Here is an 18,500-nt window from a genome sequence, read left to right as displayed (position 1 = left end):
CGTGGGCAGCCCGACGCACTACGACGTCCTCGTCGTCGGCTCCGGCTTCGGCGGCTCGGTCACCGCGCTACGGCTGACCGAGAAGGGCTACTCGGTGGGCGTCCTCGAGGCGGGCGCCCGCTTCGAGGACGACGACTTCCCGGCCACGTCCTTCGACGCGAAGCGGTTCCTCTTCGCGCCGTCGCTCGGGATGTACGGCATCCAGCGCATCGACATGGTCAAGGACTGCATGATCCTCGCCGGCGCGGGCGTCGGCGGCGGGTCGCTGGTCTACGCCAACACGCTCTACGAACCGCTCGACGCGTTCTACCGCGACCCGTCGTGGGCCCACATCACCGACTGGAAGAGCGAGCTCGCGCCCTACTACGACCAGGCCAAGCGGATGCTCGGCGTGGTGCAGAACCCGCTCCACACGCCGGCCGACGAGGTGATGAAGCAGGTCGCCGACGACATGGGCGTGGGCGACACGTTCCACCCGACGCCCGTCGGGGTGTTCTTCGGCGGCCCCGACGCGCAGGCCGGCGAGGAGGTGGCCGACCCGTTCTTCGGCGGGGTGGGCCCGGCCCGCAACGCGTGCCGCAACTGCGGCGAGTGCATGACGGGCTGTCGCCACAACGCCAAGAACACCCTCGTCAAGAACTACCTCCACCTCGCCGAGCAGGCGGGCGCCGTGGTGCACCCGCTGACCACGGTCACCCGCGTACGCCCGCGGGCCGGCGGTGGCTACGAGGTCACCGCCCGCTGGACCAAGGCCAAGCTGTCGCGCCGCACCGCGACGAAGACGTTCACCGCCGACCAGGTCGTGTTCTCCGCGGCGGCCCTCGGCACCCAGAAGCTGCTCCACCAGCTCAAGGGCGAGGGCGACCTGCCCGGCATCAGCGACCGCCTCGGCGTGCTGACCCGCACCAACTCCGAGTCGATCCTGGGTGCGCTGGCCCCGTCCGGCAGCACCACCGACTACACCGAGGGCGTCGCGATCACCTCGTCGTGGCACCCCGACGACGTCACCCACGTCGAGCCGGTGCGCTACGGCAAGGGCTCCAACGCGATGGCGCTGCTGCAGACGGTGCTCGCCGACGAGGTGCCGGGGACCTCGCGGGTCCGCACCTGGCTGCGCGAGCTGTGGGCCCAGCGGCGTACCGCGCTCGACCTCTACGACTTCCGGCACTGGTCGGAGCGGACGGTCGTCGCGCTGGTGATGCAGACCCTCGACAACTCGATCACCACCAAGGGCGTCAAGGGCCGCTTCGGCTGGCGGATGACCAGCGAGCAGGGCCACGGCCTGCCCAACCCGACCTACATCCCGGTCGCCTACGACGCCGTGCGCCGGATGGCGGAGAAGATGGGCGGCACGCCGGGTGGCAACGTCGGCGAGCCGTTCAACCGCCCGCTGACCGCCCACTTCATCGGCGGCTGCACGATCGGCGACTCCCCGCAGACCGGGGTCGTCGACCCGTGGCAGCGGCTCTTCGGCCACGACGGCCTGCACGTCGTGGACGGCTCGGCGGTCTCGGCCAACCTGGGGGTCAACCCGTCGCTGACGATCACCGCCCAGGCCGAGCGCGCGATGGCGTTCTGGCCCAACAAGGGCGAGCCCGACCCGCGCCCCGCGCTCGGGTCGACGTACCGCCGCCTCGCGCCGGTCGAGCCGAAGAACCCGGTGGTGCCGGAGGCCGCGCCGGGGGCGCTGCGGCTCCCGATCGTCGGCGTCAGCTGAGCGCGTCGCCTCTCGCCTGAGCGGTGTCCCACCCACCTTCCGCGCGCGCGGAAGGTGGCTGCGGCACCGCCGCTCCGGCGCGCCGCGTCGGACACGCCGTCGGGCGGTGGCCGACCGACATTCCGGGGCCGTGGAACGTGGCTGGGGCACCGCTGCCCCGGGGCGGGCGGGGCGGTGTGACGGGGCGTCGAATTGGGCGAGCCACGGCCGTAACCGGGCCTGCGAGGCGTCGTTGGGTCGGGTGAGGGGTCCGGCAGCAACGCTCCCTCCCAAGGGCCGGGCTCCTCGTTCTCGGCGCTGTCCTGCAGACGTCGGGAGGCAAGCATCAGGGCCCGGCCATCCTCCCTCCCCGGCCGGGCCCTGGTGCGTTTCGCAGGCGTACGCGGCGCAGCCGCGGACGCCGCGGCGAAACGGATTGAGCAGGGCCGGCACCCGCGAGCGCAGCGAGCGGGAGCCGACGCCCGTGTCGAAATCCAACCGCTCGACCGGATGCCGGAGGACGTACCCGCGTCGATAGACTCCGCCCGTGACGCAGCCTGCAGAGCACGACCTGGTCCTCGTCGTCGACTTCGGAGCGCAGTACGCCCAGCTGATCGCGCGGCGCGTGCGCGAGGCGCGGGTCTACTCCGAGATCGTCCCGCACACCATGCCGGTGGCCGAGATGCTCGCGCGTGGGCCGAAGGCGATCATCCTGTCCGGCGGACCCTCCAGCGTCTACGCCGAGGGCGCGCCCGGCATCGACACCGACGTCTTCACGTCGGGAGTCCCGGTCTTCGGCATGTGCTACGGCTTCCAGCTGATGGCCAAGGGCCTCGGCGGCGAGGTCGCCCACACCGGCGCGCGCGAGTACGGCCGTACGCCGGTCACGGTCAGCGAGCCGGGCACCCTCCTCGAGGGGCTGCCGGTCGAGCACAAGGTCTGGATGTCGCACGGCGACTCGGTCGCGCAGGCGCCCGAGGGGTTCACGGTCCTCGCGTCGACCGACGTCACGCCCGTCGCCGCGTTCGAGGACGTCGACCGCGGACTCGCCGGCGTGCAGTGGCACCCCGAGGTGCTCCACTCCGAGCACGGCCAGAAGGTGCTCGAGCACTTCCTGCACCACATCGCCGGCTGCCGGCAGACCTGGACGATGCTCAACATCGCCGAGGAGCAGATCGAGCGGGTCCGCGACCAGATCGGCGCCTCGGGCATCGCCATTTGCGGCCTCTCCGGCGGCGTCGACTCCGCGGTCGCTGCGGCCATCGTGCAGCGTGCCATCGGCGACCGGCTGCACTGCGTCTTCGTCGACCACGGGCTGCTCCGCGAGGGGGAGGCCGAGCAGGTGGAGCGCGACTTCGTCGCCGCCACCGGTGTGAACCTCCACGTCTACGACGCCCGGGAGACCTTCCTGACCGCGCTCGCCGGCGTCACCGACCCCGAGGAGAAGCGCAAGATCATCGGCCGCGAGTTCATCCGGGCCTTCGAGGCGGCCGAGGTCGAGGTGCTCGGCGAGGCGGCCGAGCAGGGCGAGAAGGTCGGCTTCCTCGTGCAGGGCACGCTCTACCCCGACGTCGTGGAGTCGGGTGGCGGCGCCGGCACGTCCAACATCAAGTCCCACCACAACGTCGGCGGCCTGCCCGAGGACCTCGAGTTCGCCCTCGTCGAGCCGCTGCGCACCCTCTTCAAGGACGAGGTACGCCTCGTCGGCGAGCAGCTCGGCCTGCCCGCCGAGATGGTGTGGCGCCAGCCGTTCCCGGGCCCCGGCCTCGGCATCCGCATCATCGGCGAGGTCACCGCCGACCGCCTCGACATCCTGCGCCGCGCCGACGCCATCGCCCGCCAGGAGCTCACCCGCGCCGGCCTCGACCGCGACATCTGGCAGATGCCGGTCGTGCTGCTCGCCGACGTCCGCTCCGTCGGCGTCCAGGGCGACGGCCGCACCTACGGCCACCCCGTCGTGATCCGCCCGGTGACCTCCGAGGACGCCATGACCGCCGACTGGGCGCGCCTGCCCTACGAGGTGATGGAGCGGATCTCCACGCGCATCACCAACGAGGTCGCCGAGATCAACCGCGTCACCGTCGACATCACCTCGAAGCCGCCGGGCACCATCGAGTGGGAGTGAGCGGGGACTGACCACGCTCGGGGCCGGAGCCTGCCGTGAGTGCGGCCCGCGTGGTCCGTCTGGTGGACCAGGGAGGCCGCGCAAGCCCTAGGGTCGGGCCATGCCACGCGCGCTGCACCACCTGGACCTGTGGGTCGACGACGTCGCCACCGCGGAGGGGGAGTGGGGGTGGCTGCTCGCGGCGTGCGGGTGGCAGCGCGAGGAGGGGGTGCTGTCGTGGGTGCACGACGACGGGACGTACGTCTTCATGGAGCACTCGCGCGACCAGCACGGCACGCATGACCGGCTGCGGCCCGGGATCAACCACCTCGCGCTGACGGTCGGCGACCGTGAGCAGCTCGACCGGGTGCGGGCGGAGTCGACCGAGCACGGCTGGCACGAGCTCTACGCCGACCGCTACCCGCACGCCGGGGGCGAGCAGCACGTGGCGCTCTACGTCGAGAGCTCCGAGGGCTTCGAGGTGGAGATCGTCGCGGACGACCGCGACGCGTGACGCGCATCATGTGCCCACAGGGGTGGTCCCGAGGTCACGGGGAGCGGGTCTAGGTTGGCGGGTGGTCCACACGCACCTCGGAGGTGACTCTTGTCGTCAGACACCTTGTTCGACGCAACCTGGCTCGACTACCTGCTGGTCGCCATCTACTTCGGCTTCGTCCTCGGCATCGGCGTCATGGCGCGCCGCTCCGTGTCGGACTCGATCGACTTCTTCCTGTCGGGGCGCTCGCTGCCCGCGTGGGTGACCGGCCTGGCGTTCATCTCCGCCAACCTCGGTGCGGTCGAGATCATGGGCATGTCGGCCAACGGTGCCGAGATCGGCCTGCCTACGGTGCACTACTTCTGGGTCGGTGCCGTCCCCGCCATGCTGTTCCTGGGCGTGGTGATGATGCCGTTCTACTACGGCTCGAAGGTGCGCTCGGTCCCGGAGTTCATGTTCCGGCGGTTCGGCACCGGCGCCCACCTGGTCAACGCGATCAGCTTCGCGGTCGCCCAGCTGCTGATCGCCGGCGTCAACCTCGCGCTGCTCGCGAGCATCATCCACGCCCTGCTCGGCTGGCCGATCTGGGTGGCGCTGGTCGTCGCCGGCGCCATCGTGCTGTCCTACATCACCCTCGGCGGGCTGAGCGCCGCGATCTACAACGAGGTGCTGCAGTTCTTCGTGATCGTGGCGTCGCTGCTGCCGCTCACCCTGATCGGCCTGCACCGCGTCGGCGGGTGGGACGGCCTGACCGACAAGATCACCGCGGCCGCGTCCAACGCCCCCGCGGACGCGGGCGTGGCCCCCGCGTCGCAGCAGCTCGAGTCGTGGCCGGGGCAGGCCCTGTCGGGCTTCGATTCCCCGCTGCTGTCGGTGATCGGCATCGTGTTCGGCCTCGGCTTCGTGCTGTCCTTCGGCTACTGGACCACCAACTTCGTCGAGGTCCAGCGCGCGATGGCGTCGAACTCGATCTCGGCCGCCCGCAAGACGCCGATCATCGGCGCCTTCCCGAAGATGCTCATCCCCTTCATCGTGATTGTCCCCGGCATGATCTCCGCGGTCCTGGTCCAGGACATGATCGACCTGAAGAACGGTGGGTCGCCGGCGGGCGGCGCGTCGGGCGACGGGGTGGCCTACAACGACGCCCTGCTGCTGCTGATGCGCGAGGTCCTGCCGAACGGGCTGCTCGGCCTGGCCATCGCCGGCCTCCTCGCCGCCTTCATGGCCGGCATGGCGGCCAACATCTCCGCCTTCAACACGGTCTTCTCCTACGACCTGTGGCAGCGCTACATCCGCAAGGACCACAGCGACGACTACTACCTGCGCATCGGCCGCCTCGCGACCGTCGCGGCGACCGTCATCGCGATCTTCACCGCCCGGATCGCGATGGGCTACGACAACGTCATGGACTACCTCCAGACGCTGTTCGGGTTCTTCAACGCGCCGCTCTTCGCGACCTTCATCCTCGGCATGTTCTGGAAGCGGATGACCCCGACCGCCGGGTGGGTCGGCCTGGTCTTCGGCACCCTGTCGGCCGTCGCGGTCGACCGGCTCGCCGCCGCCGGTGTCATCGACCTGCCCGGTCAGGGCGCGGCGTTCCTCGCCGCCTCCACCGCCTTCGTGGTCGACATCGTGCTGAGCGTGGTCGTCTCGCTGGTGACGAAGCCCAAGCCGGCCTCGGAGCTCAAGGGCCTGGTCTACTCCGAGACGCCCAAGGAGGACCTCGTCGACCCGGACGAGGCCGCCCTGCCGTGGTACCGGCGCACGGTGCCGCTCGCGGGCGTCGCCCTGGCCATGGTCATCGTCCTCAACGTCGCCTTCTGAGAGAGGGGCCCTCCCATGTCCGACGAGAACCAGACCGGCGCCCCGCACAAGGCGGGCGCCTTCGACATCCGCAACATCATCGGTGCGTTGATGGGCGTGTACGGCGTGATCCTCGCGCTGGCCGGCCTCTTCGGCGACGCCGAGACCGAGAAGACGGGCGGGGTCAACGCGAACCTGTGGACCGGCATCGCCCTGCTGGTCGTGGCAGGCGCGTTCCTCGGCTGGGCAAGGCTCAAGCCGATCGTCGTCCCGGCCGACGTCGAGCGTCCCGACGACGACCCGACGCGCCCGGCGCCGTCGCGGCGCCGCCCGTCGCACTGACCCGGAGCCGGTAACCTCGACGCGATGCTTCGCGCCCGATCCCCCCGTCGTCTTGCCCGCACCCTCCTCCCGGCCGTGCTGCTGGCCACTGCGCCCGCGCTGTCGGGCTGCCTCGGCGACGAGCCGACCGTCGCGCTGCTCGTGGCCGACGGCAGCTCCGGCGGGGGCGTCGACGTCGAGGAGTTCACCGACCGGGTCGAGGCGACGTGCGACGAGTGCCGCGTGCGGGTCTACGACGCGGAGGGCGACGCCGAGGCCCAGCGCAGCCAGGTCCGGCAGGCGGAGGCCGACTCCGCGGACGTCGTGGTGGTGGTCCCGGTCGACGCCGACGCGATCGGCGACCTGTCCGGCCGCGACGTCCCCGTGGTCTCGCTGGGGGACCTCGTCCCCGGGTCGGACCGGTTCGTCGGGCTGGAGGGCGGGGGACTGTCCGACATCGGGGGGTCCGACCTCGACGCGGCGCGCGACGTCCTGCTCGGCGAGGAGGAGTCGATGACCTACGTCCCGGTGCGGGCGATGAGCGAGCAGGCGGCCGACGTCGCCGTGGCCCTGCTCGCCGGCAACCCGGTCCCCGGTGGCGAGCGGGTCGAGGGGGTCGAGTCGTGGCTCTACGCCGCGCAGGACGTCACCGTCGACACCCTGACCACGGTGCTCGTCGGGCAGGGCGTCGTGACGCTCGACGACCTCTGCTCCGGCGCCACCGAGAAGCGGTGTGAGAGGTTCGGGCTGCGATGATCGAGATCCTCACCCCCGCCCAGGTCGACAAGGCCCGCCGCACCGGCGCGCTCGTCGGCGACATCCTCCAGAGCCTGCGCGAGCGGGCCGAGGTCGGCACCAACCTGCTCGACCTCGACCGCTGGACCTCGGAGATGATCCGCGACGCCGGCGCCGAGTCCTGCTACGTCGACTACGCCCCGTCGTTCGGCCGCGGACCCTTCGGCCACTACGTCTGCACGTCGGTCAACGACGCGGTCCTGCACGGCCGTCCGCGCGACCAGCGCCTCGCCGACGGCGACCTCCTCACCCTCGACCTCGCGGTGCGCCTCGACGGCATCGCCGCGGACTCGGCGATCAGCTTCGTCGTGGGGGAGAGCCGCCCCGAGGAGAGCGTGCGGCTGATCGAGACCACCGAGCGCGCCCTCGCCGCCGCGATCGACACCGCGGGACCGGGCGCGCGGATCGGCGACATCTCCAGCGCGATCGGTGCGGTGCTGACCGAGGCCGGCTACCCGATCAACATGCAGTTCGGCGGCCACGGCATCGGCACCACGATGCACCAGGACCCGCACGTGTCGAACGACGGTCGCGCGGGACGCGGCTACCAGCTCCGACCCGGCCTGCTGCTCGCGCTCGAGCCCTGGGTCATGACCGACACCCCGGTGCTCGTCACCGACGAGGACGGCTGGACGCTGCGCAGCGTCACCGGCTGCCGTACCGCCCACAGCGAGCACACCGTCGCCATCACCGAGGACGGCGCCGAAATCCTGACCCTCCCCACCCGCTGACCGGTCCCCTGCACGGGTCAGCGCGCGGTCGGCGGGTCAGTGCACGGTCTCGAGCGGCTGCTCGGCCTCGGCCGCGGTGAGGTGCCGGTCGTCCGCGTCGAGCCGGCTCGGCCACCAGATCTTCGCGCCCAGGTCGAGGTTGAGGGCAGTGACGAGCACGGACCGGACGATCATGGTGTCGAGCAGGACGCCCAGCGCGACGGCGGTGCCCATCTGCGCCAGGAAGACCAGCGGCAGGGTGCCGAGCACGGTGAACGTCGCGGCGAGGACCAGCCCGGCCGAGGTGATCACGCCTCCGGTCGCCGCCAAGGCGACCAGCGACCCGCGCCGGGTGCCGTGGTTGACGGTCTCCTCCCGCACCCGTGTCATCAGGAAGATGTTGTAGTCGATGCCGAGCGCGACCAGGAAGACGAACACGAAGAGCGGGAACGACGCGTCCGCGTGGTCGAAGCCGAAGACGTACTGGAAGATCAGCGCGGACAGGCCGAGCGCGGCACCGAACGACAGCACCACCGTGGCCATCAGCAGCAGCGGGGCCACGAGTGCTCGCAGCAGCAGCATGAGGATCAGCATCACCACGACGAGGACCATCGGGATGATCACGGTGTTGTCGCGCTGGGAGGCCTGCTCGATGTCGTAGAACATCGCCGACGTGCCGCCGACGAGCGCGCCGGCGCCGTCGACCTCACCCACCGCGTCGCGCACCCGCTGGACGGTGTCGAACGATGCCTGCGCCGCGACGTCGGTGGTGAGGGCGCCGGTCACGAGCGCCACCCCGTCGACCGGCGGCACGTCGCCGACCACGTCGCCGATGCCGTCGACCCCGCGCAGCGCCTCCGCCACTGCGGGGGCCTGCTCCGCGTCGGTGACGACCATGACCGGGTTGGAGGTGTCGACCATCCCGGCGGCGGCCAGCACCCGCTGGCCGACCAGGGAGTCGAAGTCCTTGGTGTACTGCTCCTCCGACGACAGCCCGGTCGCGTCGAGCTGGAAGATGCCCAGGCACGCCACCAGCAGGGCAGCGGTCGTGCCGACCCAGACCATCCGCGCGCGGGGGGCGATCCAGCGCCCGACGCGTGCCCAGAGCCCTGCAGCCGTGGGCTCCTGCGAGCCGAAGCCCGGGCGGCGCGGCCAGAAGATCCAGCGGCCGCAGATCACCAGCAGCGCCGGCAGCAGGGTCACCATCGCGAGGAACGTGATGGCGATGCCGACGGCGTTGACGGGGCCCAGCCCGGCCGTGGAGTTCATCTCCGCGAAGGTCAGGCAGAGCATGCCGATCACCACGGTCGCCGCGCTGGCGAGGATCGCGGGCGCCGCGCGGTGCAGCGCGAACGCCATCGCTTCGTGCCGGTCGGCGTGGCGACGCAGCTCCTCGCGGTAGCGGGCGACGAGGAGCAGCGCGTAGTCGGTGCCGGCGCCGATCACCAGCACCGTGAGGATGCCCTGGCTCTGCCCGTTGACCGTCAGGCCGGCGTCCTTGGCGAGGAAGTAGACCACCGCCTCGGTCGTGAAGAGCCCGACCAGGGCGGTGAAGATCGGGAGGATCCACAGCAGCGGGCTGCGGTAGGTGAAGAGCAGGATGACGATCACCACGAGCAGGGTCGCGCCGAGCAGGGTGCTGTCGATCCCGCCGAAGGCCTCGGCGGAGTCGGCCGCCTGGCCACCCGCACCGGCGATGTGCACGTCGACGCCGTCGATGCGGGCGATGTCGCGGATCTCGTCGGCCGCGGCAGGCAGCTCGTTCCACCCCTCGGCGCCGAAGTTGAACGTCACGACGGTCTGGGCCACGGTGCCGTCCGCCGAGACGCCGGTCGCGGGCTGACCGGTCGCCTCGGCGACCTGCGCCGCGACGGCCGGGCTCACCACCGGCGGTGACCCGTTGGTCAGGGTGTCCGGCACCCCGTCGAGGCCCGCGAGCTCACCGGCCTGCTCCTCGATCGCGGCGAGGTCGTCGTCGGTGAGTCCCGAGGAGCGGTGGTAGACCACGGTGGTGGGGATGTCGTCGGCGTCCTGGAAGGGCGCCAGCTTCTCGAACGCGCGCGTGGACTCGGCATTGGCGGGCAGCCACGAGGCCATCTCGTTGTTCTGCACGTCGGCCAGCTTGGAGGCGAACATGGCCGAGCCGCCGGCGATCACCAGCCACACGACGAGGACGCCCCACTTGGTGACGCGCCCCGTGAGGACGCCGGCGATCTGGCGGTTCATGCCCTCCAGCACAACAGCCGCCACCGACATCGCGCATCGGTGATTCCCCGGAGGTCTAGACCGGGTCCTCCCCGGCAGGTGGTGGGCGTCGGCGGGCGAAGGACCGTGGCAGCGGGCGTCCCGATCCGGCCAGCACCTCCCGCAACAGGTCGGGCCGGTTGGTGATCAACCCGTCGACGCCGAGCGCGAGCAGGTGGCGCATCGTCGGCGGGTCGTCGACGACGTACGGGACGACCCCGAGCCCGGCCGCGTGGGCCTCGGCCACGAGGTCGGCGGTGGTGAACGGGCGGTACGCCGGGTCGTCGACCCCGGACCGGTAGGGCGCGCCGTGCACCGGCGAGATCGCGGTGAGCCCCATCGACGCCGCGGTGACGACGAAGTCGGGGTCGACCGGCAGGCCGTCGAACCACGGGGACGGCGTGGTGCCGTGCGGTCGCAGGTAGGCCGGGGAGACGAGGAGGTTCCGGTCCAGCACCGGCTCGGCGTCGTGCACGAGCGCCAGCACGCCCCAGTCGAAGCACTGCACGGCGGTCCGTCCGACGAGGCCGTCGATGCGCAGCGCCTCGACGACGAGGGCGACGAAGTGCTCGCGGCTGGTGAGCCCGGACGCGTCGAGCGCGTCGTACTTGATCTCCAGGTTGAGCCGCACGGGGTCGGCCCCGCGCTCCTCGAGCAGGGCCGCGACCTGTCTCAGCAGCGGCATCGTGGGCGGCAGGTCGGCGCGGGCCAGCGTCCGGATCACCCGGGCGTCAGCGAGCGTCGCGTCGTGGGCGACCACGACGTCGTCCCCGGCCGTGAGGTGGACGTCGAGCTCGAGCGTGGAGACGCCGAGCGCGAGGGCGCGCCCGAACGCCTCGAGGGTGTTCTCCGGCCAGAGCCCGGCACCCCCGCGGTGGGCCTGCAGGTCGAACGCCGGCTTCGAGGCTCGCTCCGCTCGCACCTCAGCCGGCGTAGAGGGAGTCGACCACGTCGGAGTACTTCGCGTTGACCACCCGTCGCTTGAGCTTGAGCGTCGGGGTCAGCTCCTCGGACTCCGCGGTCCACTCGTGGGGCAGCAGCTCCCACGCCTTCACCTGCTCGGGACGCGAGAGCCGCTCGTTGGCCGCGTCGACGGCGGCCTGCGCCATCGCGCGGATCTGCGGCTTGGTGGAGAGGTCCGCGAGGTCGGTGAACTCGATGCCCATCTTGGCCGCGACCATCGGGGCGATCTCACCGTCGAGGGTGAGGATCGCGACGACGTAGGGCTGGTTGTCGCCCAGCGCCATCGCGTGGCCGACGATCGGCGACTCCTTGAGGTAGTTCTCGATGTTGGACGGCGCGATGTTCTTGCCCGCCGAGGTGATGATCAGCTCCTTCTTGCGGTCGACCACCGACCAGAACCCGTCCTCGTCGACGCGGCCGATGTCACCGGTGTGGATCCAGCCGTCCTCGTCGATGAGCGCCCGGGTCGCCGACTCCTGCCGGTGGTAGCCGGGGGTGTTGACCGGGCCGCGGCACAGGATCTCGTCGTCCTCCCCGAGCCGCACCTCGATGCCCGGGTTGGCCCGCCCGACCGTGCCGAGCTTGAAGTGGCCGGGGCCGTTGGAGGTGAACGCCCCGGTCGTCTCGGTCATCCCGTAGACGTCGTAGACGTGCAGCCCCAGCCCGCCCATGAACTTCGCGACCTCGAGCGGCATCGGCGCCGCGGCGCTGGCCGCCCACTGCACCTGGTCGAGCCCGAGCAGCAGGCGCAGGAAGCCGAGGATCGCGGTGTCCGCCTCGGCGTAGGCCGCCTCGACCTCCGGCGTCATCTCGTGGCCGACCTCGTGGGCCTGCGTCCACGCCAGGCCGGCCGCCATCGCGTTGCGCACGAGCTCCTGGTTGGCCGGGTCGGGGTCCTCGGCGAGCTTGGCGGAGATGCCGGTCTTGATCTTCTCCCAGACCCGCGGGACGCCGAAGAACGCCGTGGGGTGGACCTCGCCGAGCGCGCCGAGCAGCGCGGCGGGGTCGGGGATGGCGTGCACGTGGCTGCCCAGGAGCGGGGGACCGCACGTCGCGAGCACCCGCTCCGCGATGTGGGCCAGCGGGAGGTAGCTGATCGTGCGCTGCTGGCCGTGCAGGCCGGCGGCGTCGAGCGTCGAGACCGCCTCGTACATCACGTTGTGGTGGGTCAGCACGACGCCCTTGGGGTTGCCGGTCGTGCCGGAGGTGTAGAGGTAGGTGGCCGGGAGGTCCGGGGTGATCCGGTCCATCCGCTCCTCGACGCCCGACGTGTCGGCACCGCGCGCGAGGAAGTCGGCCCAGGCGATCGCTCGGGGGTCGTCCACGCGCTCGGCGTCGGCGAGCATCACGACGTGGCGGACCGAGTCGACCTCGGCCAGGGCACGCTCCCAGCGGCGGTAGCGGTCGTGGTCCTCCAGCACGACGACGACCGGCTGCGACTCGCCGGCGATGAAGGCGACCTGGTCCTGGGCGAGGGTGTTGTAGATCGACATCGGGACCGCCGCGGCCGTCATCGCGCCGTAGTCGGCGAGCGTGTGCGCGGTGCGGTTGGTGGCCATGATCGCGACCGCGTCGCCCCGCTCGACGCCGAGCGCGACCAGCGCCGCCGCCACCTGCTGGGTGAGCTCCCAGGTCTCGCGCCAGGAGATGGTCGACCACGTCTCGCCCTCGGGGACGTCGAAGCGGTCGGAGAAGGCGGGGTCGTCGCCGAAGCGCTCGGCGGCCCGCCGCACGAGGGCCGGCATGTGGAGGCCGAGGATCCGGGCCTCGTAGTCCTCGCGGACGGCTGCGACATCGGCGGGGACCTCGGTGGCCATGGGTGTCTCCTCGGGGCGACGGATGTGGCGGGGGTCACATCATGGCCGGACGGTGGGCGAGATTCCAGAGCCCGCCCGGCGCGTGCGGGAGACTGGGCACGCACGACACGGACCCGAGGAGACGACATGGTGGCGACCCGCTCCGCCCGTGAGCGCAGGGCGGCCGCCCAGGCAGGTCCGCTCGCCCGCGTGAGGATCGACCTCGACGGTGACCAGCAGTTCCTCTACCGGATCGGCTGCACCTCCTGCGTGGCCCGCAACGACAAGCCGTGGTCGACCCATCGCGCCGGCGCCGACAACGGCTTCATGGCCGCGATGGACCGCTGGACCTTCCACCTCGTGGAGAAGCACCCGGGTGAGGACGCACCGTGCCTGGCCTTCCTCGCCGACGCCCAGCAGCGGCTGCAGGAGCGCCGCGACGGCGTCGGCTGAGCGGCTCTCGCCGACACCACAGCAGGCAGTTCGTCGATCGTGCCGCGTCGCTTGAGCGTGAGTCGAGGGCCGTCTGGCGTGAACTGCCTTCTCGGGTGGGGGGCTCAGCGGCGTCCGGTCGCGGGCACCCGTGGCGGGAGCCGGTGCAGGGTGACGTCCAGCGCTCCGGAGTCGGCGACCGCGGTCATGTAGGTGCAGTGCGGCTGTCGGCGCCGGTCGGTCGGCGATCCCGGGTTGAGCAGACGGAGTCCGCCGGCGGCGGTGGTGTCCCACGGGATGTGGCTGTGCCCGAACACCAGCACGTCGAGGTCGGCGTACGTCGCGGCCATCCGTTCCTCACGGCCCTTCGTCTGACCGGTCTCGTGGACCACGCCGATCCGGATGCCCTCGACCTCGGTCCGGGCGACCTCCGGCAGCCGCTCGCGCAGGGCCCCGTGGTCGTTGTTGCCCCAGCACGCCACCAGCCGGGCCGCGCGCTCCTCGAGCTCGTCGAGCAGGGCGACGTCGACCCAGTCGCCGGCGTGGAGCACGACGTCGGCCTCGTCGACCGCTTCCCACACCTGTGCGGGGAGGTCCTTGGCTCGCTTCGGCAGGTGGGTGTCGGCGAGCAGCAGCAGTCGGGTCGGCACGGGACCAGTGAACCCGACCTCGACGACCGCACATGCAGGCAGTTCGCCGGTCGACGACGAGCGCTGAGCGTGGCACCCACCCGGACGGGCGTGAACTGCCTTCATGGTGCGCGCGCTGCGTTGGCGTGCTGCCCTAGATTCGCGGCATGCGAGTCGACAGGGACGCCGACGTGGTGGTCGTGGGTGCCGGGTTGGCCGGACTGCGGTGCGCGCAGGCGCTCGTCGCCGCCGGCCGCGACGTGGTCGTGCTGGAGGCGGGCGACGCGGTCGGCGGGCGGATCCGCACCGAGCGGGTCGACGGGTTCCTCGTCGACCGCGGCTTCCAGCTGCTCAACCCCGCCTACCCGGCCGTGCGCCGCTGGGTCGACGTGGACGCGCTGGGGCTGCAGCCGTTCGGGGCCGGTGTCGCCGTCCGGACCGAGGCCGGGCTGACCGTGCTGGGTCATCCGGCGCGCGAGCCGCGACTGCTGCCGCGGACCGTGCGCACCGTCGCCGGGCGCTCCGCCGAGGTCGCGGCGCTCGCCCGCTGGGCCGCTCCGCTGCTGCGTCCGCGGCGCGGCCCGCTGTCCGAGGTGGTGGCGGGGCGCGCGGACGTCGACCGGCGCACCGCGCTCGACCGAGCCGGCGTCGACGGGCTGCTGCGCCGTGTGGTCGACCGCTTCTTCGCCGGCGTGCTGCTCGAGGACGACGGCAGCACGGCCGACCGGTTCGCGCTGCTGCTGACGTGGATGTTCGTACGGGGCGTGCCGGCGCTCCCGGCCGGCGGCATGCAGGCGCTGCCGGAGCAGCTGGCGGCGAGCCTGGGGGAGCGGGTACGCCTCGGGCAGCCGGTCCGTCGCGTCACCGCCACCTCGGTCGAGACCGACGACGGCACGTGGTCGGCCCGGCAGGTGGTCGTAGCCGCGGGTGCCGCGCAGGCGACCGCACTGGTGGGCGTCCCGGAGGTCGCCACGAAGGGCGTCGTCACCACGTGGTGGGCGGCGCCTGGCGCCCCGGACACGGACCTGCTCCACGTCGACGCCCGACGCACCGCGACCGGGCCGCTCGTCAACGCCGCGATCGTCTCGCGGGCCGCCCCGTCGTACGCACCACCGGGCCGGCATCTCGTGCAGGGGTCCGCGCTCCTCGGCGCAGGCCGCAACCCGGAGGAGGCCGAGATGCGTCGCCACGCCGGCGACCTGCTGGGGGTGGACCCGTCGCGCTGGGAGGTCGTGGCCCGGCACGAGGTGCCGGACGCGCTGCCGGTCCAGCCAGTGCCCTACCGCGATGCCCGACCGGTCGTCGTCGACGGCGTGGTGGTGTGCGGCGACCACCGCGACACCGGCTCGATCCAGGGTGCGCTGGTCAGCGGCCAGCGCGCGGCCGACGCCGTCCTGGGGGCACGATGAGCAACGTCACGGTGGTCGGTGCCGGGCTGGCGGGGGTCGCCTGCGCCCGCGCCTTGCAGGACGCGGGCCTCGACGTCCGGGTGGTCGACCGGGGCCGCGTCCCGGGCGGACGGATGGCCTCGCGGACGCTGTGGGACCGCCGGACCGACCTCGGCGCCTCCTACCTCACGGTGTCCGACGCCGCCTTCGCCGCGGTGGTCGACGACTGGGCGGCACGCGGCCTCGCGCGGGAGTGGACCGACACCTTCTGCGCGCTCGGCGACGGCGAGCCGGAGGTGAAGACCGGCCCGGTCCGCTGGGGCGCGACCCACGGCCTGCGGACCCTCGTCGAGGACCTCGCGACCAGCCTGGACGTCGAGCGTGCGGACCTCACGGACCTCGACGGGCTCGGCGAGGTCGTCGTGCTCGCGATGCCCGACCCGCAGGCCCGGCGGCTGGTCGGCGACCACCCGGTGGCGGCTGCGCTGACCCGTGAGTGGGAGCCGGTGCTCGCGCTCGCCGCCCGCTGGCCGTCGCGCACGTGGGACGGCGTGAGCCCGACCAGCCGCTTCGACGGCGCGTTCGTCAACGGCGACGACACGCTCGCGTGGGTCGCCGACGACGGGCGCCGGCGCGGCGACGACGCCCCGGTGCTGGTGGCCCACTCCACGCCCGGCTTCGCGTCCGGGCACCTCGACGACCCGCCCCCTGCCGCGCCCGCGATGGTGGCCGCGCTGCGCCGGGTGCTCGACGTCCCCGAGCCCGAGGACGTCCACGTCCACCGCTGGACCTTCGCGCGCCCGACGGGCGAGCGTGACGAGCCGTACGCACTGGTCGAGGGCGACCGGCTCGTCGGCGTGTGCGGCGACGGCTGGGGCGCCACGCCGAAGGTGGAGACGGCCTGGCTGTCGGGCACGTACCTGGGGCGCGTGCTGGCCGAGCGGCTCAGCGCGGGCGGAAGCCCGAGCACATGACGCGCAGGTGCTCGATGGCGTCGCCGCCCCGGTAGTAGGCCTGCTGCTCGGCGACGAAGTCGCCGTCGGGGTTGCGCAGGTCGAAGCGATAGGACACGTGGGCGGTGTCGGCCACGGTGTCGCCGTCGGAGACCTCGACGACCCGCTCGATGCTGTCGGAGTCCTCGAACCACGACCCGAGCACCACCTCGAGCACCTCGTCGGGACCGGTCGCCTCCCAGAGGCGCCCGGGGGTCAGGCCCTTGAAGTCGACGTCGTCGGCGAGCAGCGCGCGCAGCGCGTCGCGGTCCTTGACGGCGAGCGCGTGGGCGAATCGGGATCCCAGGGTGTCGGCCATGGGGTCAGTGTGCGCCCGCCGCGGCGGGTGACGGAAGGACCCCAGGCGTGCTCAGCGATGCTGCGGGCTGGTCCGGTCGCGCAGCCAGGTCGTCGTGCCTGGCGCCATGCCGCGAGACTTCGGGGTGTGGTCGACCGGTGCCACGATGAGGGCAGCATCGTCGGGAAGTGACCACTTGAGCGCGTGGTAGACCGGCGACAGCGGCTCGGTGCTCTCGAGCAGCAGCAGGCCGGGCGCGACCTCGCGCACCTCCGTCCAGGGACCGTCGAGGGACTCGGGCGCAGCGGCGGTCCAGGCGAGGTAGACAGTCATGCCCTCGAGTGTGACGGGTGCTCAGAGCTGCGCGAGGTCGCGCTCGGCGTAGAGCCGGTGCTCCCACTCCTCGTTGAGCACCACGCGCAGGCACTGGGCGACGTCGAGGCCCTCGGCCCCGGTCATGAAGGGCGTCGCCGACGAGACGGGCCGCGCCAGTCCGGCGTCGTCGAGGTCGGCGAGCGCCGATGCCACGAGGGCGCGCCGCTCGACGCGCACCGCGAGCACCTCGTCGAGCGAGGGGCGTACGTCTCGGTCCCACGGCACGCCGTCGACCGCGGGCGCCTCGTCCCACGGCAGGTCGAGCGGGTGCCACGGGGAGGGGTCGGCCAGGACGACGCCGCCCACCCAGCACGCGTGCGCGAAGCCGAGGTGGCGCAGGGTCTCCACGAACGACCACTCGCCGTCGACGCGCTCGTGCAGCCGCTCGGGCGGCAGCGCGCGGGCGCGGTCGAGCGTCCCGGCCCAGAGCCGGTCGACCACGTCGAACGCCTCGCGGAACCCGTCGGCGGTGGTGGGGCGCATCAGCGCCCGCTCGGGCATCCGGCGGTCGAGCTCGGCTTCCACGAGGTCGGCGACGTCGACCCCGTTGACGACCAGGCGACCGATCTCTCCGTGGATCTCGAGGTCGGGCACCTCGACGCCGGTCATCCGCACGCCGTCGAGGTACGCCGCGCGCACCCGCACGCCGCTGAGGTCGACGTCGTGCAGCACAGCTCCGCTCAGGCGGGCCTGCTCGAAGGTCGTCGACGACAGGTCGACGCGCCGGAAGGTGGAGCCGGTGAGGTCCTGCTCGGTGAAGTCGGTCATGGGCCGACCGTAGGACTCGTTCCGGTCGAGGCGCGTCCGGATCGGACTACCAGGTGAGCTCGATCTCCACCTCGTTGTCCTCGCCGAGCTCGACCTCGACCTTGAGGCGCACCTCGTCGGGGACGGCGACGGTGATCCGTCCGCCGTCGCGCGCGAACTCCACGGAGTTGTGCTTGGCCAGCGAGTCGGCGAGGGCACGCAGCCGGGCCGCGGCCTCCTCGCGCGTCATCGTGCGGGTCTCGTCCATCTCGAAGAGGTCCATGGGGCCGAACCTAGCCAGAGGGTGGGCAACCGAAACCTCCACGTCCCATGCGGCGCGGGGGGTCTAGGCTCGGGCCATGGCGGACCTCGAGGCGGTGGAGGCCAGGCTCTGGCAGGCGCTCGACCGGCACCGGCCCGAGCTGGTGGACGGCGCCATCTACGGCGTGCCCGCGCTGGTGTGGCCGGGTGCGACCGGGCACGACTACTTCGCCGCGGTGAAGCGCGCGAGCCGGCACGTCGGGCTCTACCTGATCATCGCCGACCGGTACCCCGACGACGTCGCGGCCGCCTCACCCACCCTGCAGGCCTGCCGCACCGGCCGGGCGACCTGGTCGTTCCGCTCGCTCGAGGACGACCTCGCCGCCGAGCTGGAGGCGCTGCTCGACCGGCTGCTCGAGCGCTACCGCGCCGAGCACGCCTGAGCCAACC

The 18,500-nt window shown here is 72.5% G+C and carries 19 protein-coding genes; 11 read left to right on the top strand and 8 right to left on the bottom strand.

Annotated features, from left to right (window positions below; genetic code table 11):
- The first annotated feature begins 1 nt into the window (after position 1).
- The 7 genes from KDN32_RS15970 to map all read left to right on the top strand — a co-directional run bounded on the left by KDN32_RS15970 (position 2) and on the right by map (position 7,946).
- Positions 2 to 1,717, top strand: a complete 1,716-nt coding sequence (locus tag KDN32_RS15970) for a GMC oxidoreductase (RefSeq protein WP_211733269.1) — start codon at positions 2 to 4, stop codon at positions 1,715 to 1,717.
- A 526-nt stretch (positions 1,718 to 2,243) separates the two neighbouring features.
- Complete coding sequence (gene guaA, locus KDN32_RS15965) at positions 2,244 to 3,821, top strand: glutamine-hydrolyzing GMP synthase (protein WP_211733268.1); 1,578 nt, start codon at positions 2,244 to 2,246, stop codon at positions 3,819 to 3,821.
- Between the two features lie 100 nt (positions 3,822 to 3,921).
- A complete protein-coding gene (locus KDN32_RS15960; RefSeq protein WP_211733267.1) occupies positions 3,922 to 4,314 on the top strand; it encodes a VOC family protein in 393 nt (130 codons plus the stop codon).
- A 90-nt stretch (positions 4,315 to 4,404) separates the two neighbouring features.
- Positions 4,405 to 6,120, top strand: coding sequence for a sodium:solute symporter family protein (locus tag KDN32_RS15955; RefSeq protein ID WP_211733266.1), 1,716 nt, complete (start codon positions 4,405 to 4,407; stop codon positions 6,118 to 6,120).
- A gap of 15 nt (positions 6,121 to 6,135) precedes the next feature.
- A complete protein-coding gene (locus KDN32_RS15950) occupies positions 6,136 to 6,441 on the top strand; it encodes a hypothetical protein (RefSeq protein ID WP_211733265.1) in 306 nt (101 codons plus the stop codon).
- 24 nt (positions 6,442 to 6,465) lie between these two features.
- The gene (locus tag KDN32_RS15945; protein ID WP_211733264.1) at positions 6,466 to 7,176 is read left to right on the top strand and encodes a hypothetical protein; all 711 of its coding nucleotides are present in this window, start codon (positions 6,466 to 6,468) and stop codon (positions 7,174 to 7,176) included.
- Positions 7,173 to 7,946, top strand: coding sequence for a type I methionyl aminopeptidase (map, locus tag KDN32_RS15940; RefSeq protein WP_211733263.1), 774 nt, complete (start codon positions 7,173 to 7,175; stop codon positions 7,944 to 7,946). The genes KDN32_RS15945 and map overlap by 4 nt, the downstream gene beginning before the upstream one ends.
- Before the next feature lie 36 nt (positions 7,947 to 7,982).
- On the opposite strand, the gene KDN32_RS15935 is transcribed toward map, so the two are convergent.
- The 3 genes from KDN32_RS15935 to KDN32_RS15925 are packed head-to-tail and all read right to left on the bottom strand — an operon-like array spanning position 7,983 to position 12,949.
- Entirely contained in the window at positions 7,983 to 10,151 is a 2,169-nt protein-coding gene (locus tag KDN32_RS15935; RefSeq protein WP_211733262.1) for an MMPL family transporter, read from the bottom strand.
- 55 nt (positions 10,152 to 10,206) lie between these two features.
- Positions 10,207 to 11,091, bottom strand: coding sequence for a glycerophosphodiester phosphodiesterase (locus KDN32_RS15930; protein WP_211733261.1), 885 nt, complete (start codon positions 11,089 to 11,091; stop codon positions 10,207 to 10,209).
- A gap of 1 nt (position 11,092) precedes the next feature.
- The gene (locus tag KDN32_RS15925) at positions 11,093 to 12,949 is read right to left on the bottom strand and encodes an AMP-dependent synthetase/ligase (RefSeq protein WP_249217240.1); all 1,857 of its coding nucleotides are present in this window, start codon (positions 12,947 to 12,949) and stop codon (positions 11,093 to 11,095) included.
- A gap of 126 nt (positions 12,950 to 13,075) precedes the next feature.
- On the opposite strand from KDN32_RS15925, the gene KDN32_RS15920 reads away from it, so the two are divergent.
- Positions 13,076 to 13,381 carry a hypothetical protein gene (locus KDN32_RS15920; RefSeq protein WP_249217239.1) on the top strand — a complete coding sequence of 102 codons (306 nt, stop codon included), beginning with the start codon at positions 13,076 to 13,078 and terminating at the stop codon, positions 13,379 to 13,381.
- 104 nt (positions 13,382 to 13,485) lie between these two features.
- On the opposite strand, the gene KDN32_RS15915 is transcribed toward KDN32_RS15920, so the two are convergent.
- Entirely contained in the window at positions 13,486 to 14,010 is a 525-nt protein-coding gene (locus tag KDN32_RS15915; RefSeq protein ID WP_307854157.1) for a metallophosphoesterase family protein, read from the bottom strand.
- 146 nt (positions 14,011 to 14,156) lie between these two features.
- On the opposite strand from KDN32_RS15915, the gene KDN32_RS15910 reads away from it, so the two are divergent.
- Positions 14,157 to 15,398 carry a flavin monoamine oxidase family protein gene (locus KDN32_RS15910; protein WP_211733259.1) on the top strand — a complete coding sequence of 414 codons (1,242 nt, stop codon included), beginning with the start codon at positions 14,157 to 14,159 and terminating at the stop codon, positions 15,396 to 15,398.
- Positions 15,395 to 16,351 carry an NAD(P)/FAD-dependent oxidoreductase gene (locus KDN32_RS15905; RefSeq protein WP_211733258.1) on the top strand — a complete coding sequence of 319 codons (957 nt, stop codon included), beginning with the start codon at positions 15,395 to 15,397 and terminating at the stop codon, positions 16,349 to 16,351. Before KDN32_RS15910 ends, KDN32_RS15905 begins: the two co-directional genes overlap by 4 nt.
- Here KDN32_RS15905 and KDN32_RS15900 read toward each other — a convergent pair.
- Genes KDN32_RS15900 through KDN32_RS15885 form a run of 4 tightly spaced genes read right to left on the bottom strand, consistent with a single transcriptional unit; the run spans position 16,323 to position 18,072 of the window.
- Positions 16,323 to 16,688 (bottom strand): nuclear transport factor 2 family protein, encoded by a 366-nt coding sequence (locus tag KDN32_RS15900; RefSeq protein ID WP_211733257.1) that lies wholly within the window; start codon positions 16,686 to 16,688, stop codon positions 16,323 to 16,325. The two genes, KDN32_RS15905 and KDN32_RS15900, sit on opposite strands and share 29 nt — an antisense overlap.
- Positions 16,689 to 16,739: 51 nt before the next feature.
- Entirely contained in the window at positions 16,740 to 17,000 is a 261-nt protein-coding gene (locus tag KDN32_RS15895) for a hypothetical protein (protein ID WP_211733256.1), read from the bottom strand.
- Between the two features lie 21 nt (positions 17,001 to 17,021).
- Positions 17,022 to 17,810 carry a DinB family protein gene (locus KDN32_RS15890; protein WP_211733255.1) on the bottom strand — a complete coding sequence of 263 codons (789 nt, stop codon included), beginning with the start codon at positions 17,808 to 17,810 and terminating at the stop codon, positions 17,022 to 17,024.
- 46 nt (positions 17,811 to 17,856) lie between these two features.
- Positions 17,857 to 18,072 carry an amphi-Trp domain-containing protein gene (locus KDN32_RS15885; RefSeq protein WP_211733254.1) on the bottom strand — a complete coding sequence of 72 codons (216 nt, stop codon included), beginning with the start codon at positions 18,070 to 18,072 and terminating at the stop codon, positions 17,857 to 17,859.
- Positions 18,073 to 18,148: 76 nt separating this feature from the next.
- Between KDN32_RS15885 and KDN32_RS15880 the strand changes: the two genes are divergently transcribed.
- Positions 18,149 to 18,493: a hypothetical protein gene (locus KDN32_RS15880; protein WP_211733253.1), complete on the top strand. Its 345-nt coding sequence runs from the start codon at positions 18,149 to 18,151 to the stop codon at positions 18,491 to 18,493.
- Positions 18,494 to 18,500: the final 7 nt, after the last annotated feature.

This window comes from Nocardioides palaemonis (assembly GCF_018275325.1).
Lineage (GTDB): Bacteria > Actinomycetota > Actinomycetes > Propionibacteriales > Nocardioidaceae > Nocardioides > Nocardioides palaemonis.
This window is presented reverse-complemented; position numbering and strand designations above follow the sequence as displayed.